Raw genomic sequence first — 15,333 nt, forward strand, 5'->3', positions numbered from 1 at the left:
ATAAATTTTTCTTAATTGCTGGGCAAAACCTGTCAATCAATAGTCAGTATTAACCTTGCAATGCATCTTTAACCAATTTAGAAATCAGCGCAGGATCAGCACGGCCAGCGGTTTTGTTTTTCAATACACCCATCACATTACCCATATCACGCATTGACGTGGCGCCTTGTTCGGCGATTTCAGCATTAACTAACGCACTAATCTCGGCATCGCTCATTTGTTTGGGCATAAATTCGTTGATAATATCAATCTCAAACTGCTCTTTGGTCGCTAAGTCATCACGGTTATTTTCTGTAAAGATAGTCAGGGATTCATGGCGCTGTTTTAGCTGCTTTTGTAGCACTTCCAACACTTGGGCATCATCAAGCTCTACTTGACGATCAATCTCAATTTGTTTGACGACTGATTGTACATTGCGCAATACTTTAACGCGCTCAAGCTCACGGGCTTTCATAGAAGTTTTGATGGTGTCTGATAAAGTCTGTTTGAGTTGGCTCATTGTTATTATCCTTGTCTGGTAAGTTTTATTCGTTAAATTTTTAAGCAAAAACTTGCCGATGCGGTTTTTAGTAAAAACCATATTAGCAATAATAATAAAAATTGTAGCATAAAAAACGCCACTGATATCGATGGATAACAGTGGCGTTAGTGTAGCGCTGGTACTTAACTAATCGACTTATTGATTAGTACATACGAGTGGTACGAATGGTTTCGCGTTGTAACTTTTTCTTATAACGCTTTACGGCAGCTGCTTTTTTACGCTTACGTACTTGCGTTGGTTTTTCATAAAACTCACGCTTACGTACGTCTGATAATACGCCAGCTTTTTCACAAGCACGCTTGAAACGACGGATAGCAATGTCAACTGGTTCGTTTTCTTTAACCTTAACTGCAGGCATGAAGACTCCTTGATTAGGATGAGATATAAAGGCATTAGTTTGGCTGTGTATTAGTATTTAGCCGTAATATCTCAAGATTACAGGCATCAGCTCAAACTAGGATTATCTTGCGCACGAGCACAAGGGCAGATATTTTAATAAAAAATTCCAATAAAGTCAATGATTTTAGCGCATGAATGCTTATTTACCATTAGGTTGTGTGGCGATAGACAATTATGAAATACAAGCATTGGTAGTCATGGCTACTGGTGCAAACATCCCAAAAACACAGTCTTACGTCAATAAAAAACCCTACTGTCTATAACGGTTTAGCTTGAGTTTATGCTATGATAATTTCCATAAAGTACTAAGCACATTAACCGTTTTATGGGCATTTTATTGAGGATGTTGGAATGAAAAAATCAGTATTGAGTACGGCACTAAGCACAGCGTTTATCGTGGCTCTTGGCTTTGGTGTTAGCGCTTGTGGTGGTGATAAAGAAGAGTCACATGAAGTGTTGGCAGTAGAGCGTGTTGAGGAGGCCGCTACGCTTGCGCGTGCAAATGCACCTGCAGCTGAAGAGATGGATTTTCCAGAAACCGCGCCGATGCCAGTTGCTGCTGCTGATAGCACAGCAGTAGAAGGCGCAGCAACGACTGACGCAACCATGACCGACGCAGCAACAGCGACAGCGGGCGCTGAAACAGCAGAGACGGCTACTGCTGATGGCGCGGAAGCCAGTGTAGATGGTGCTGCTACTGCTGATGCCTCACCAGTAACTGACGAAGCAGCTGCTCAATAAGCACTTGCTTGGACTGAGTGAATGATCGATTCACAGTAGTCAGATCAGGTACGTGAGTGACAAGAATGATGAGTTTCTAGGCTGTCATAAGCGGCAGCCAATATGAAGTATCGCGTATAGGTGTGATCATGATGAACAAAAAACAGCGTATGAATAAACTCACTTTATCTGCTATTGGCGTGAGCATGTTACTGGCGCTCAGTGCTTGTAGTGGTGATAATGCCACCGAAGAAACAGCTGCTGTTAACGAGCCAGCTGAAACAGCTTTGGTAGAAGAAGCGCCAGTAGCAGAGCCTGAAGTCCTTATTTCTGAAACTGAGGCGAAGTCTACTGCAACGCCTGTCATTGAAGAAGCAGGGCAAGAAGTTACCACTGAGCCTGAAGTATTGGCGGCTGATGCAGGTGCCAAACTGTACGAGTCAAACTGCAAGGTGTGTCACGCAGCGGGTTTGCTTGATGCGCCAAAATATGGAGATACTGCGGCTTGGACGGCTCGTCTGACCAAAGATAAAGAGACTTTGTATATGCATTCGGTCAAAGGCTTTAACAAAATGCCAGCGCAAGCAATAAATGGCGTAACTGAGGCACAAGTGAAGGCCGCTGTGGATTATATGTTAGCGTCAGTAAGCTGATCTTAATCATTGAAATTTGTTAAACTGACCGTCATTGTGACTGACAATGGCGGTTTTTTTCTGCCCGTTTTTTTGGTAACAATTTCAAGAAATATGTTTCGCTGTCCTAAGTGCATTTAGACCGCTAGATATAATGCTTGCATTCGTTTCTTTTGCGACTCAAATTTTTGAAAATGGTATAAAATGAAAAACGCGGCAAAAAATAGCACAAAAACAAAGGTATAAAGGCAAAAGTATGAAGGTATTGGGTTTAGAGACTTCTTGTGATGAGACGGGATTAGCAATTTTTGATAGTGAGCAGATAGATAGTGCCAATCAAGGCTTGCTCGGGCAGGTATTGTATTCACAAATAGAGCTGCATGCCCTCTATGGCGGTGTGGTGCCTGAGCTTGCCAGTCGCGATCACATACGTAAGCTTGTGCCTTTATTTAATGAGCTGTTGGATCAATGCGGTATCAGCAAAGATGAGATTGATGCTATCGCGTATACCAAAGGGCCAGGGCTGATTGGTGCGCTGATGACGGGTGCGTTATTTGGGCGCAGTTTGGCGTATGGCTTAGATATTCCAGCGATTGGTATTCATCATATGGAAGGGCATCTATTGGCACCGCTCATGGGCGCCAACCCACCAGCGTTTCCTTTTGTCTCATTATTAGTGTCTGGCGGGCATACCTTGCTGATAGCTGCTCGTGGTGTTGGTCAATATGAGATATTGGGTGAATCGATAGACGATGCAGCGGGTGAATGCTTTGACAAAGCCGCCAAGATGCTGAGCTTACCGTATCCGGGTGGGCCTAATATCGCCAAATTGGCTGAAACTGGCAATCCAAATGCTTACACATTACCAAGACCGATGTTACATCGCGGTTTGGATTTTTCTTTTAGTGGTATGAAAACAGCCGTACATAATCTTATCAAAGATACTGAAGGTTCAGGAAGTGGTGCAGATAGTGACCCAAAAGTCCGTGCCGATATTGCCGCCAGCTTTCAGCATGCCGTAGTCGATACCTTGGTAAAAAAATGTGTGAAAGCGTTGAAGCAAGCAGATATGAGCCGACTGGTGATTGCGGGCGGAGTGAGTGCTAATACCCATTTGCGCGAAACATTAGAAGCTGAGTTGGCCAAAATAAACGCCACTGTGCATTATGCGCCGCCAGCATTGTGTACCGATAATGGCGCGATGATTGCCTATGCTGGCTACGAGCGCTTGCAAGCAGGGCAGTCTGATGACTTGGCGGTCAGCTGCGTGCCACGTTGGCCGATGACTGAATTGCCTGCGGTATAAGGGTTTGTGTTTATTCAATATTTTATATATCAACATCTAGAGCTGAATTAAGGATAGTCTATGCAGTGGCTGGCCATTGGTTTAGGAGCAGCATTTGGTGCTTGCTTACGCGCATGGTTATCGCGTTTTAACGCATTGCACAGTTGGATACCGCTCGGCACACTGAGTGCTAATATCTTAGGTGGGCTGCTCATTGGACTGGCACTAGTATGGTTTGAGCGTATGGGGAGTGGCTTGTCTGATAATGTTCGAGTGTTTGTGATCACTGGCTTTTTAGGTGGCTTAACCACGTTCAGTACTTTCAGTGCTGAGGTATTTGGCTTTCTTCACGATGGGCGATTGCTGGCAGGTTTGGCACTGATAGGGCTGCATGTTGGACTGACATTATTGGCAACAGCACTTGGTTTTTATTTCTTTAAGTGCGTGCTTTGAGCTCTTATCGATATCACCTGCTTAATTAGTGGTCTGATTTAAGTAGTTACTCAAATACAGTCTGTTTTAAGTAGTCTGTTAATACGTTTGAAGGCTGAAATAACTGGTTCCACCAGGGTATACCTAAGATAGCCACATGGTGTTAATGAAGCTAGTGCTTAATAATATAAAAAAATATATTTTGCACATCTAAACCTTCCTAAGATAGATATAGCAATAAATAATTCTCGCAAAAGGTAGACATGTCATTAAAACCTAGGTAAATTATCGAAATTCGATAATTAAGAAAGTATTAGCGTGAAATATAAAACCAACTCTATGTTTGACCTTGGTTGCTAATACTGTCTCTTTCCATAGTTTGCCGAGGAGAATTAGTCATGGCGCCTCAGGATAGCCATAATAATGAACGCAAATCAGCATGGGTCGTTTTTCTTATTTTTCTTAGATTGGGTCTGACCTCATTTGGTGGCCCTGTCGCTCATTTGGGCTATTTTCGGGATGAGTTTGTGATGCGAAGAAAGTGGCTAACGGAGAATAGTTATGCTGATTTAGTGGCACTTTGCCAATTTTTACCGGGACCAGCAAGCAGCCAAGTTGGCATTGCCATAGGGCTATCTCGAGCAGGATATGCTGGTGCTCTTGCTGCTTGGACTGGTTTTACCCTACCCTCTGCCATAGCGCTTATTCTATTTGCTATGGGTATTACTAGTTATGGGGATATTATTCCATCTGGCGTACTGCACGGTTTAAAAGTCGCGGCGGTGGCTGTGGTGGCACAAGCAGTATGGGGTATGGGGCGAAATCTCTGCACTGATGTTGCACGAGTCTCTATCATGGCGCTGGCTGCCTGTTTTGTATTGCTAGTACCTTCTGCCTTAGGTCAGGTGAGCGTCATTGTTTTTGCTGCCATTATTGGATTGATATTGTTCAAACCTGAAAAAGTGATTGCTCATGACCCACTTCCTATTACTGTTAAGCGTCGGACTGGGGTTTTTTGGTTGCTCTCATTTCTCTCATTACTCATTGGCTTGCCACTGCTGACCGCATTGTACCCAAGTCACACCCTCTCTATGGTAGACACCTTCTTTCGAGCAGGATCATTAGTATTTGGTGGTGGGCACGTAGTGTTACCTTTGTTACAAGCTGAGGTTATACCAGCAGGTTGGCTCAGTAACGATACTTTCTTAGCAGGTTACGGAGCCACACAAGCAGTGCCAGGCCCTTTATTCACCTTTTCAGCATTTCTTGGCAGTTCGATGAATCAAGGGCCTAGTGGCTGGTTGGGCGGTATGATTTGCTTAATAGCCATCTTTGCGCCATCATTTTTGTTGGTTATGGGTGCCCTACCATTTTGGGAGGGTCTACGCCAAAATTTGAGGACACGAGCTGCTCTGTCGGGCATCAATGCAGCAGTCGTCGGTTTGCTACTGGCAGCGTTGTACCATCCTGTATGGACAAGCGCTGTTCTTGAGGCAAAAGATTTTGGTTTGGCATTGGTGGCTTTGGTTGCCTTGATGTTTTGGAAATTACCTGCTTGGCTAGTGGTTATCAGTTGCGGAGCCGCTGGTTGGCTACTAACACTATAAGGTGACAATATGACGGACAACTACTTATATGGTGGCATGATACGCTTGCACATCCTACATCATGCTAATGATGCACCAGTTTATGGCTTGGGTATTATGGACGAGTTACGGCATCATGGTTACGAGATGAGTTCAGGAACCCTTTATCCGCTGTTACATGGCTTAGAAAAAAAAGGTTATCTCAGCTCATATTATCAGCCTACAGGCCATCGTGACCGCCGTATGTATGAGATTACAATAGAGGGGCGTCAAGCGTTAATTGAGGCGAAAATAAAGGTAAAAGAGCTGTTTGGAGAGCTTATTGACGGAACATGATCGATAAGAGTGACAAGGCGTGTGATAATGAGCATCAAGTATACTGCCAAGTACACTAATACTGCCTCAGTAACTCAAACCGTTTATATCAATAGCGTACAGCCTAAGATTTAAGTCCTCACTAAGGAACCATTATTTACCCCAACGCCTATCATAACGTAAGAAAGCGGACGATATTTAATAACCAAAAAATGTAATAAACAGTGGAGTATTAGGGCGTGTTGAACATTCACAAATAGGCACTGCTGATCGCTAAAACTGTTCCAGACAAGGCGCAAGTCGACGATAATGTTAATACCTTAACTAGACTTGCAACGCAGTATGGGGCAGTTTTAGCATCAGCCTGAAAGGACAGGACTCTTTTTTGCCGCTTCATTGCTAAAAATAGACGTATAGAATAACTATACTCACTATTTTTACCTGCGAATCGCCTAAAAAATATTCTCTGTCAGTGCTATGGTTGAATGTTCAACACGCCCTAAACTGGCTTTACTATTCCTTCCAACAAATTCGCAAACCCTTGCATGTAAGCCGTATCTTGGCTAGAGGTGCGCGTCGCTGCATACAACTGACAGCGTACGCCACTACCTAACGGCCGGGAGACGACCCAGCCTTTTTTCTCATATTCAGCCACCACCCAGTCAGGTAGCGCTGCCACACCGCGCTCACTGGCGACCAATTGAATGAGCATTGCTGTCAATTCCGTCGTACGAATACTCTGAAAGCTCACCTGCGCTGGCGTCATAAAGTTGGCAATAATATCAAGGCGCTTTGCTTCTACTGGATAAGCAATCAACGTCTCATTAGTCAAATCCTTTGGTTCAATAAAGGCTTGTGCTGCCAAATCATGCGTTGGTGACAGTACCAAGCGACTTTCATACTCAAACAATAGCTGATAGCTGATGCCATCTATTGGCAAATCACTGGTGGTAATGAGTAAATCGATATCCCCCTCCATCAATAAATGATGCGGCTCAGGTTCAAAGCCTGTGGCAAAGTCCAGCTCTACATCTGACCATTCGCGGCGATAATGATTGAGTATTGGCATGAGCCAGTCAAAGCAACTGTGACATTCAGAGGCAAGGCGCAATCTGCCTGCTTGACCATGCGCCAAGCGTTTAAGATTGGATTTGGTACGGGTCACTTGTGGCATGATGCTGTCTGCCAATGCCAATACCGTTTTGCCTGCTGGGGTAAAAGTGAGCGGCCGTGTTCGGCGATTTACCAAGCTAATGTCGTAATAATTCTCCAACTCTTTTAGCTGGTGAGAGACCGCAGAGGCAGTGACGTGTAGCTCATCGGCCGCCGCCGCTAGTGAGCCGTGTGCCCGTAGTGCGGTTAATGTATTAAGGTGACGAAGCTCTAGCATAATATAACCTAACCGCTAAGGTGAGAAAAATTCATTATAATCAATCTAGCGCTGATTTTCATTCAAATATTAAGATTAATAAACGTTAGTCAGCTAACGCCGACGTAACAACAGCTGCGAGATGATGACCAATATCAAAGAAGCAACCAGTAGCAACGTACCAATGGCATTGACCTCTGGCTTAAGTCCGACTCGCACCATGGAATAAATACGCAGTGGTAAAATCTCATAACTAGGACCTGTGACAAAGGTTGACACCACCACATCATCTAGCGATAAAGTAAAGGCGAGCAACCAACCTGCCATCACCGCTGGTAGAATAACGGGAATCAGCACCGTACGCACCATCGTTGACTCATTAGCGCCTAAGTCGCGAGCGGCTTCCATCAAGCGTTCGTCTAAGCTACTCAAACGAGCAAAGACCGTGATCACCACGAATGGCAGACAAAAAGTAATGTGCGCCAGTAGTAGCGAAATAAAGCCCAATTGTAGACCAATCAATAAAAACAGCGCCAATAACGAGATAGCAAGAACAATCTCAGGCGACATCATCAACACAAATAACAGCCCATTGAGCAAGCCTTTACCGCGAAATTTATAGCGATGTAAGGCAAGGGCGGTCAGCGTGCCAATCAAGGTCGAGACAGTTGCCGCGACCAAGCCCAGCACAATAGAATGCCAAAATGCATCGAGCATGGCTTGGTTATTAAATAGTGATTCATACCACTTTAAGCTGAATCCACCCCAATTGTAGCCGATTTTTGATTTGTTAAATGACATGACCACCAAGACGATAATGGGTATATATAACAGCGCATATATCAGCCCAAGATAGCCTTTAGCCATGACACTGCCCATCTTAATGGATCGTTTGTGCTTGGTGGACGATTGATTCAATGAATGGTTCAGTGGATAATCGGACATTAGGCCACCTCGTTAAAATCAGTCTTGCCAATACGGCGACTACTGGCACGGTAAGCGAGTAATAGCACCGCCATCGCCACTGTTAGTAACACACTGGCTGCCGCCCCAAACGGCCAATCTCGCGCATCCAAAAATTGGTTTTTAATAATATTACCGACCAATAAGTTGCGTGAACCGCCTAAAATATCGGCCACATAAAACATGCCCATCGCTGGTAATAGCACCAGCAGTATCCCTGAGATAACCCCAGGAGTCGTCAATGGCAATACCACATGCCAAAAGGTCTGCGTCTTTGACGCGCCCAAATCCTGTGAGGCCAGCAGCATGTCAGTACGCAAATCTGTAAACACCGCATACAACGGCAATACCATAAAAGGAAACAACAGATAGGTAAGACCAGCAATCACGGCCCCTTGAGTATATAAAATATCAATGGGTGCATCGATGATACCGACTGCTAATAGTGACTTATTAATCAAACCGTTATTGGCAAACAACAATTTGAGCGCATAAGTCCGCACCAAAGAGTTGGTCCAAAATGGCAGTATCAATAGCATCATCAGCAGTGGCTGCCAGCGTACTTGCGCTTTGGAAACTAACCATGCAAAAGGATAACCGAGCAATAGACAAATAATCGTCGTGATACCTGCCATCCATAATGAATGAACAAACACCTCAAAATATAGCGGATCAATCATCCGCACATAGCTATCGATGCTGACGGGCAAGCTGACAAAGGCGCTACTATCTCGGGTCAAAAAGCTGACGGCGATGACCAGTATATTAGGCAACAGGGCAAATATTAGTAACCAACCCCAAATCAGCCAAAGCGTTGCCGTACGAAAAGGGCTTTTGCTGCTCAAGCTATGACGTGCCATCAGCTGTCATCCTTTTGCGCAGTGCTGTCTTGTACTACTGTAGGGTCTTCTGGTAATACCCATTCCCAGCCATCAACCCATGAAACTTTAACCGCTTCATTTAACTTATAATCAAAGCTGGGATCATCCTCATCAAAAAACTCAGACGCTTTGATGACGTGACCATTCACTAACTCAATAATGGAATCTAAGGTACTGCCTTTATAGTTACTTTCGATGACGCGACCAAGTAGCCCCTTATGCTCCATATCTTTGGGATCATAAATCCGTAAATCTTCAGGGCGTAGTAAGAGATTAACGATATCACCCACTTGCACATCATTGGCAAAATCAGGACGACGTAAATTGCGTAACGTCGTTGGCCCATCTTGCGCTTGCGCCTCACAAACTTCGACCTCGATGCGCCCATTGGTTACTCGCCCATCACGATCTGGCTGTTCTGGATAAACCCCTTTCACTTCCGCCCTAAATAGATTGGTCTCACCAATAAATTTGGCAGTAAACAAATTGGCAGGGGTTTCATAGATCTCGATAGGGGTGCCGATTTGCTGAAACCTGCCGTCTTTCATCACGGCAATGCGATCTGACATGGACAGCGCTTCTTCTTGGTCATGAGTGACAAAGACAAAGGTGATGCCAAGCTCACGTTGTAGGCGTTTAAGCTCCGATTGCATTTGCAAACGCAGTTTATGATCGAGTGCCGACAGTGGCTCATCGAGCAATAGTAATTTAGGACGATTGATCACCGCGCGGGCAATAGCAACGCGCTGCTGCTGACCACCAGATAAATCTTGCGGCTTACGATTGGCCAAATGCTCTAACTGGACCATGGCAAGCATCTCGCGCACGCGAGTATTCATCTCGTCTTTGGGCACTTTTTTGAGCTTTAGCCCATACGCGACGTTTTGCGCGACAGTCATGTGTGGAAACAAAGCATACTGCTGAAAGACCGTATTGACCGGACGCTTATCGGCTGGCAAACCCGCCATTTGTATACCATCCAAATATATCGCCCCAGCGTTCGGCTGCTCAAAACCAGCAATGAGGCGCAGTAAGGTCGTCTTGCCGCAGCCCGACGGCCCAAGCAATGTTATAAACTCACCATGCTTGATGTCGAGATTGATGTCTTTGAGCACGTCAGTTTGATCGTAGGTTTTTTGGAGACCTGTCAGTTGCAGCAGTATTTTTTCGTTGTGAGGTGATGCAACGCTACTATTTTTGGTTGGCGATGAGTTGGTCATAATATGTGTTCCTAGGTGTCCAGCATCTTAGTACGGCTGTTTATCTAAGACACTGTTGTCAAGGTGGCTTGGGATGAGTATCAGCGCTGAATATAAACCAGTCTGGTCGCTGCGTATTATAACAAACCCTCGATATAAATCCGTGCAAGTTCGCTATGAATTGCGCGATTATCATCCTATGGTACGGTGAATGCTTAGCAACGACCTTTGTTTTTAACTTTTATTGATAGTAGCGACACTTTTAACGGTTTTTCTCGATCTTATCGTTTTGCGCTATTGGTAATAGTTGCCTTTCTATAACGATATGAAAACAAAATTTTTTATCATTTTTTGACCCTGATTCCTATACAATTACTCTGTGGCTGACAAATATGATGAGCCTGAACGCTTAATAATGGCTAGCAAACTCTTCAGCCAATCTGCACTCGCATCAACAGAATTTAAGCAGTTTATAACTCTAACATTATCAATGATAAAGGATTTTTTATGTCTCATGGTACACGCCCAAAAACAGGTCAAGAAGCGCTTGAGCTTTTAAAAGAAGGCAATACCCGCTACGTTGATAGCCTCACCAGTACTGATGATTTGATGCAGAAGCGACCAGAGTTGGTCAGAGACCAAGACCCTTTGGCTATTATTTTGGGTTGTTCAGATGCACGAGTACCAGTTGAGATTGTATTTGATCAGGGATTGGGTGATTTATTTGTCATTCGAGTCGCAGGTAATGTGGTTGCACCATCACAGATTGGCTCGATTGAGTTTGCTGCCGAAAAATTTGGCACCAAATTGGTTGTGGTACTTGGACATTCGCATTGCGGCGCTGTCACGGCTTGTGTAGAAACGCTTATCAATCCTGAGCAAAATTACTCTCCCAACTTGCAGTCAATCGTTGACCGCATTCGTCCCAGTGTTCATAACTTGTATGAGCTGGCGACAGCCGACGGTCAGGATGTAGACGTAGACGAGTTGGTTGATCGCTCTATCCGTGCCAACGTGCGCATGTCGGTGAGTCAGCTTAAACATAGCTCACGGGCATTAGAGGATTTGACCAATAGTGGTCAATTGCTTATCGTTGGCGCAGAGTATGATTTAGAGACAGGAAAGGTACGGTTCTTAGACAGCTAGTCTGTGTTTTGAACTCACTCTATCGAGCGTCCGTTCTTACAAAACCCTCTCAATTACTGAGCCAATTTTCATTATGATGAAAGGGTCAAGCGAGTCACCACAGTCGTCACTCGCTTGTTTTTGACCTTTATATTCTGTAAAAAATAGGATAACTATTATTATGTCTACTTCAAACGCTAATGCCACGACCGATACTAATAAATCACTCATCAATCAGCCTGCTAGCAGCATCAGTAACGAAGGTGTTCAGCCTATCTCTGTTCAGACGACAGGCTTTACGTTTAATCACACCATGCTACGAGTAAAAGATCCTGTCAAATCATTAGCGTTTTATACTGGCGTTCTTGGCATGACTTTGCTTGCAGTAAAAAAGTTCCCTAATATGGGTTTTGACTTGTATTTCTTAGCCAAATTGACTGAGAGCGAGCGGGAGAACTTGCCTGCTGGTGATGATTTAGAAATCTTTGCCTTTCGTCAGCGCGGTATTTTAGAGCTGACTCATAATTATGGCACCGAAACAAAAGCGGACTTTAGCTATCACGATGGCAACCAAGACCCACAAGGTTTTGGTCATATTTGTTTTAGCGTGCCGAACCTAGATGAGGCCGTTGCTTGGTTTGATAAAAATGATGTCGAGTTCAAAAAACGTCCAGAAGATGGCAGTATGAAAAATATTGCCTTTATCAAAGACGTAGATGGCTACTGGATTGAAATCGTACAAGCTGATTTGATGGGTTAGGGCTGTATAGAGTTTTATACAATCTCCAAGTGTTAGAAGCAAAAACCGCCATATCATTCAATGTGGCGGTTTTTTTATACTTACTCATTTTTTTATACTTACTAAAAGTATATAGGGTTAGTCATTTTTTGCTCTGAAATCGGTGTGACATGTTTTGCAGCTTTCACCAACTTGGCCAAAGGCTGGCATGACATCATCGATACTAGTGGCATTTTGTGCCGCAGCGTTTAGTTCGGCAGTCACTTTTTGGAAATTTTCTGCTTCATCACTGAAACCATCGGTATTAGACCAAACAGCTTCAGTGGCATTACCCATGGATTCTTGGTTTTCAAAATGACTCCAAGGTGAGGCGGCATCTTCTGCTAAAAATGCCGCTTGCTCTTTGAACACAGCAGCATCAAACGTATCAGGTGCTTTAGCCATATCACCCATGACACCCATGGCATCACCCCAGCTTTTCATGCTGTCTTGTCGCGCTTTAATATCAGAATCAGCAGCTGGACCGCTACAAGCCATCAAACCTAGTGTCGCTGCCATTAAGGTGATGCTAAAAAGAGACTTTAAAGATTTGTAGGTAGGAACCTGTGCCATATGAATTACTCCTTTAAGTTTGGCTATATAGTAGGCTGGCTGATAAATACTAGCCTTATATTAAAATATTATTATAAAAATACCGCTTATACCCAATCTAGAAGCGCCGCCACTTCTAAACCACTTTTCGAAAAATATATGCCATTGTAACCATTATTGACGCAACAATAGTTAAGATAGTTGTTATATCCTCGTAATATTTAAGGCAATGATAGCAACTATTTTTACTGTCATTTACTCGGCTGTCGTTCAACACGCCCTAATCAAACTTATATAAATAAGGTCAGCTATGACAGCCGACCTTATGTGCATTTTCTAAAAAAGAGTCTAGCCTTTATTATATTCACACAAGCTATAGAGTCAACCAATCACGTGGTTTTAGATAATAGTCTGTCAACTCAAACTCAGGGGTTCCCTCAGCAGGCTCTAGACGATAATGCCAGCTGGCAAGCGGCGGCATACTGACTAAGATAGACTCGATACGCCCGTTGCTTTGGAGTCCAAATAGCGTGCCACGATCGTAGACAAGATTGTATTCAACATAGCGCCCACGACGATACAGCTGAAATTCACGCTGCTCTTTGGTATAAGGCGTGTCTTTACGCTGCTCAAAAATTGGCATGATAGCGTCAAGGTAACCGTTACCGACTGCTTGCATAAAGTCAAAACAAGTGTCAAAGTCCCAGCCACGGCTTTCAGTGTTGACATCATCATAAAACATGCCACCAATACCGCGTTGCTCATCACGATGGCGTAGGTGGAAATATTCATCGCACCACTGCTTAAAGTCATGATAGACATTGTCACCAAAAGGGGTACAGAGATCATGACAGACTTGATGCCAATGGACACAATCAGCGAGTACCGGATAAAACGGCGTCAAATCAAAACCACCACCAAACCACCAAATGGGGTCTTCGCCCTGCGCTTCTGCCACAAACAAGCGTACATTGGCATGGCTGGTAGGGACGTTTGGGTTGGTGGGATGAACCACCAAGGATACACCCATGGCTTGCGCTTTACGGCCAGCAATATTAGGGTGACGTGCAGTGGCTGAGGCAGGCAAATTGTGTACATGGATATGGCTGAACATCACGCCCGCTTTTTCGACCACTTTGCCATTCGCCAATACGCACGAACGACCGCCGCCGCCTTCAGGACGCTCCCAGTCGTCAGGCACAAAGGTAGCATCACCGCCACCATCACGCTCTTGCGCTTCTAATGCTTGGCAGATACGCGCCTGTAAATCGATTAAAAACTCACGCACACGCATGATATCGTTATGGGTCGGCGTCACCGTTGAATCTACCGCTGACTGATTTTTTTGATTGTCTAAAGTTGGAATGCTCATAAAATATCTATTTATTAAGGTGTATGGCTGTGTTGAAATCTTTGTCCAGTAGGTGTCCCATACGGTCGCGTTTGGTCGCCAGATACTCAGCATTCATATCGTTGACCCCAACCAATAATGGCACGCGCTCAATGACATCAATACCGTGTTCAGTCAAATAAGCCACTTTGTCTGGGTTGTTGGTAATGAGTCTCACCGCATCAATACCGACATGGGCAAGCATCGGCCCGCACATATCATAAATGCGTGCATCGGCAGGCAAACCTAACAGCAGATTGGCATCTAAGGTATCATGACCTTGATCTTGAAGGGCGTAAGCGCGAATCTTATTGGTCAGTCCAATGCCGCGACCTTCTTGGCGCAGATACAAAATAGCACCGCAGCCTGTTTCTTGGATCGCTTGCATCGCCGTATTGAGCTGCGGCCCACAGTCGCACTTTAATGAGCTAAAAGCATCGCCCGTTAGGCACTCTGAATGAATACGAATCAATGGAATCGGTCGCTCTGCTAGCGTGTCATCGCTTTGGTTTGATGCCACGTCATTTAGGTGCGGCGCAGTAGCAACATTTATATTCTGATCGACTACAGACAGACCGACGGTTAGCATCACATGCTCTTGACCGTCGTCATTCTCAAAAATATGAATATCAAACTCGCCATGACGAGTCGGTAATTTGGCGCTAGTGATAAATTGATATGACATTAATGTCCTACATAAGGCGATAATCGTATCGGTAGAGGATTTGTTATAACCACTTTAAAATAGTTATGTGCTCTTAGACACGTTATTAGAGTTAGAATGGTACCAGTATAACCTGTTCATACATAGGGGTAGTATGCCGATTGTCTTTATAATAAAAACACACAAAGTTCACAAACGACGCACGATGATTAAAGCGATAATTAAAAAAAATGCTATTATGCCATACTATTTTGACGGATACAGTGACAAGTCTATGTCCTTACATTACTATGTCGTCACTAACATCCGATATGGATGCAAAGTAATAAGGCATAATACTCACCCTTGGTATTGAAAAATATCGCAATGAATCGTCGTTGTCATTGTAACGGTGAGATTCTTGCAATGAGTAGGGCGGCTCTAGGCATGTATAGAAATTGCCTAAATAACTATATTGTCAATTATATAAATAATGATGTCGATATTATTGACATCACTTAGT

The 15,333-nt window shown here is 44.2% G+C and carries 18 protein-coding genes; 9 read left to right on the forward strand and 9 right to left on the reverse strand.

Translation table 11 applies throughout. The features are described 5' to 3' along the window. Positions 1–49 precede the first annotated feature (49 nt). Together M917_RS08680 and rpsU are read right to left on the reverse strand one after the other, a co-directional pair. A complete protein-coding gene (locus M917_RS08680) occupies positions 50–499 on the reverse strand; it encodes a GatB/YqeY domain-containing protein (protein WP_021814434.1) in 450 nt (149 codons plus the stop codon). Positions 500–683: 184 nt separating this feature from the next. Beyond that, on the reverse strand, positions 684–899 hold the full coding sequence (gene rpsU, locus M917_RS08685; protein ID WP_010195908.1) for a 30S ribosomal protein S21: 216 nt from the start codon (positions 897–899) through the stop codon (positions 684–686). Positions 900–1,071: 172 nt separating this feature from the next. On the opposite strand from rpsU, the gene M917_RS14520 reads away from it, so the two are divergent. The 7 genes from M917_RS14520 (at position 1,072) to M917_RS08715 (ending at position 5,931) form a co-directional block, all read left to right on the forward strand. Continuing rightward, positions 1,072–1,203, forward strand: coding sequence for a hypothetical protein (locus tag M917_RS14520; RefSeq protein WP_021814435.1), 132 nt, complete (start codon positions 1,072–1,074; stop codon positions 1,201–1,203). A gap of 88 nt (positions 1,204–1,291) precedes the next feature. Next, positions 1,292–1,681 (forward strand): hypothetical protein, encoded by a 390-nt coding sequence (locus M917_RS14430; RefSeq protein WP_021814436.1) that lies wholly within the window; start codon positions 1,292–1,294, stop codon positions 1,679–1,681. Positions 1,682–1,809: 128 nt separating this feature from the next. Continuing rightward, positions 1,810–2,313 (forward strand): c-type cytochrome, encoded by a 504-nt coding sequence (locus M917_RS08695; protein WP_021814437.1) that lies wholly within the window; start codon positions 1,810–1,812, stop codon positions 2,311–2,313. Between the two features lie 235 nt (positions 2,314–2,548). After that, the gene (gene tsaD, locus M917_RS08700; RefSeq protein WP_021814438.1) at positions 2,549–3,598 is read left to right on the forward strand and encodes a tRNA (adenosine(37)-N6)-threonylcarbamoyltransferase complex transferase subunit TsaD; all 1,050 of its coding nucleotides are present in this window, start codon (positions 2,549–2,551) and stop codon (positions 3,596–3,598) included. Positions 3,599–3,658: 60 nt separating this feature from the next. After that, positions 3,659–4,030, forward strand: coding sequence for a fluoride efflux transporter CrcB (gene crcB, locus M917_RS08705; protein WP_021814439.1), 372 nt, complete (start codon positions 3,659–3,661; stop codon positions 4,028–4,030). A gap of 377 nt (positions 4,031–4,407) precedes the next feature. Beyond that, positions 4,408–5,616, forward strand: coding sequence for a chromate efflux transporter (gene chrA / locus M917_RS08710; protein WP_021814440.1), 1,209 nt, complete (start codon positions 4,408–4,410; stop codon positions 5,614–5,616). 9 nt (positions 5,617–5,625) lie between these two features. Next, on the forward strand, positions 5,626–5,931 hold the full coding sequence (locus tag M917_RS08715; protein WP_021814441.1) for a PadR family transcriptional regulator: 306 nt from the start codon (positions 5,626–5,628) through the stop codon (positions 5,929–5,931). 478 nt (positions 5,932–6,409) lie between these two features. Here M917_RS08715 and M917_RS08720 read toward each other — a convergent pair whose 3' ends face one another. The 4 genes from M917_RS08720 to potA all read right to left on the reverse strand — a co-directional run bounded on the left by M917_RS08720 (position 6,410) and on the right by potA (position 10,343). Further along, positions 6,410–7,300 carry a LysR family transcriptional regulator gene (locus tag M917_RS08720; RefSeq protein WP_021814442.1) on the reverse strand — a complete coding sequence of 297 codons (891 nt, stop codon included), beginning with the start codon at positions 7,298–7,300 and terminating at the stop codon, positions 6,410–6,412. Between the two features lie 93 nt (positions 7,301–7,393). After that, complete coding sequence (gene potC / locus M917_RS08725; RefSeq protein WP_084606213.1) at positions 7,394–8,224, reverse strand: spermidine/putrescine ABC transporter permease PotC; 831 nt, start codon at positions 8,222–8,224, stop codon at positions 7,394–7,396. After that, positions 8,224–9,102: a spermidine/putrescine ABC transporter permease PotB gene (gene potB, locus M917_RS08730; RefSeq protein WP_021814444.1), complete on the reverse strand. Its 879-nt coding sequence runs from the start codon at positions 9,100–9,102 to the stop codon at positions 8,224–8,226. The genes potC and potB overlap by 1 nt, the downstream gene beginning before the upstream one ends. Next, positions 9,102–10,343 (reverse strand): spermidine/putrescine ABC transporter ATP-binding protein PotA, encoded by a 1,242-nt coding sequence (gene potA / locus M917_RS08735; RefSeq protein ID WP_021814445.1) that lies wholly within the window; start codon positions 10,341–10,343, stop codon positions 9,102–9,104. Before potA ends, potB begins: the two co-directional genes overlap by 1 nt. A 486-nt stretch (positions 10,344–10,829) precedes the next feature. On the opposite strand from potA, the gene M917_RS08740 reads away from it, so the two are divergent. Then, a complete protein-coding gene (locus tag M917_RS08740) occupies positions 10,830–11,468 on the forward strand; it encodes a carbonic anhydrase (protein WP_021814447.1) in 639 nt (212 codons plus the stop codon). A gap of 160 nt (positions 11,469–11,628) precedes the next feature. Beyond that, positions 11,629–12,207, forward strand: coding sequence for a lactoylglutathione lyase (gene gloA, locus M917_RS08745; RefSeq protein ID WP_021814448.1), 579 nt, complete (start codon positions 11,629–11,631; stop codon positions 12,205–12,207). Between the two features lie 117 nt (positions 12,208–12,324). Here the strand turns inward: gloA and M917_RS08750 are convergent, their stop codons facing one another. The 3 genes from M917_RS08750 to ribA all read right to left on the reverse strand — a co-directional run bounded on the left by M917_RS08750 (position 12,325) and on the right by ribA (position 14,852). Beyond that, the gene (locus tag M917_RS08750; RefSeq protein WP_021814449.1) at positions 12,325–12,798 is read right to left on the reverse strand and encodes a c-type cytochrome; all 474 of its coding nucleotides are present in this window, start codon (positions 12,796–12,798) and stop codon (positions 12,325–12,327) included. 352 nt (positions 12,799–13,150) lie between these two features. Then, positions 13,151–14,149, reverse strand: coding sequence for an oxygen-dependent coproporphyrinogen oxidase (hemF, locus tag M917_RS08755; protein ID WP_021814450.1), 999 nt, complete (start codon positions 14,147–14,149; stop codon positions 13,151–13,153). A 7-nt stretch (positions 14,150–14,156) separates the two neighbouring features. Then, positions 14,157–14,852 carry a GTP cyclohydrolase II gene (gene ribA / locus M917_RS08760; protein WP_021814451.1) on the reverse strand — a complete coding sequence of 232 codons (696 nt, stop codon included), beginning with the start codon at positions 14,850–14,852 and terminating at the stop codon, positions 14,157–14,159. Between the last annotated feature and the right edge of the window lie 481 nt (positions 14,853–15,333).

The sequence above is a fragment of the Psychrobacter aquaticus CMS 56 genome, from assembly GCF_000471625.1.
GTDB classification, from domain to species: domain Bacteria; phylum Pseudomonadota; class Gammaproteobacteria; order Pseudomonadales; family Moraxellaceae; genus Psychrobacter; species Psychrobacter aquaticus.

Coding starts and splice junctions, on each gene's coding strand:
- M917_RS08720 (WP_021814442.1), bottom strand. CDS start 7,300: ATGCTAGAGCTTCGTCACCTTAATACATTAACCGCACTACGGGCACAC.
- hemF (WP_021814450.1), bottom strand. CDS start 14,149: ATGAGCATTCCAACTTTAGACAATCAAAAAAATCAGTCAGCGGTAGAT.
- M917_RS08750 (WP_021814449.1), bottom strand. CDS start 12,798: ATGGCACAGGTTCCTACCTACAAATCTTTAAAGTCTCTTTTTAGCATC.
- M917_RS14430 (WP_021814436.1), top strand. CDS start 1,292: ATGAAAAAATCAGTATTGAGTACGGCACTAAGCACAGCGTTTATCGTG.
- potC (WP_084606213.1), bottom strand. CDS start 8,224: ATGTCCGATTATCCACTGAACCATTCATTGAATCAATCGTCCACCAAG.
- chrA (WP_021814440.1), top strand. CDS start 4,408: ATGGCGCCTCAGGATAGCCATAATAATGAACGCAAATCAGCATGGGTC.
- potB (WP_021814444.1), bottom strand. CDS start 9,102: ATGGCACGTCATAGCTTGAGCAGCAAAAGCCCTTTTCGTACGGCAACG.
- gloA (WP_021814448.1), top strand. CDS start 11,629: ATGTCTACTTCAAACGCTAATGCCACGACCGATACTAATAAATCACTC.
- M917_RS14520 (WP_021814435.1), top strand. CDS start 1,072: ATGAATGCTTATTTACCATTAGGTTGTGTGGCGATAGACAATTATGAA.
- tsaD (WP_021814438.1), top strand. CDS start 2,549: ATGAAGGTATTGGGTTTAGAGACTTCTTGTGATGAGACGGGATTAGCA.
- rpsU (WP_010195908.1), bottom strand. CDS start 899: ATGCCTGCAGTTAAGGTTAAAGAAAACGAACCAGTTGACATTGCTATC.
- M917_RS08695 (WP_021814437.1), top strand. CDS start 1,810: ATGATGAACAAAAAACAGCGTATGAATAAACTCACTTTATCTGCTATT.
- crcB (WP_021814439.1), top strand. CDS start 3,659: ATGCAGTGGCTGGCCATTGGTTTAGGAGCAGCATTTGGTGCTTGCTTA.
- potA (WP_021814445.1), bottom strand. CDS start 10,343: ATGACCAACTCATCGCCAACCAAAAATAGTAGCGTTGCATCACCTCAC.
- M917_RS08740 (WP_021814447.1), top strand. CDS start 10,830: ATGTCTCATGGTACACGCCCAAAAACAGGTCAAGAAGCGCTTGAGCTT.
- M917_RS08680 (WP_021814434.1), bottom strand. CDS start 499: ATGAGCCAACTCAAACAGACTTTATCAGACACCATCAAAACTTCTATG.
- M917_RS08715 (WP_021814441.1), top strand. CDS start 5,626: ATGACGGACAACTACTTATATGGTGGCATGATACGCTTGCACATCCTA.
- ribA (WP_021814451.1), bottom strand. CDS start 14,852: ATGTCATATCAATTTATCACTAGCGCCAAATTACCGACTCGTCATGGC.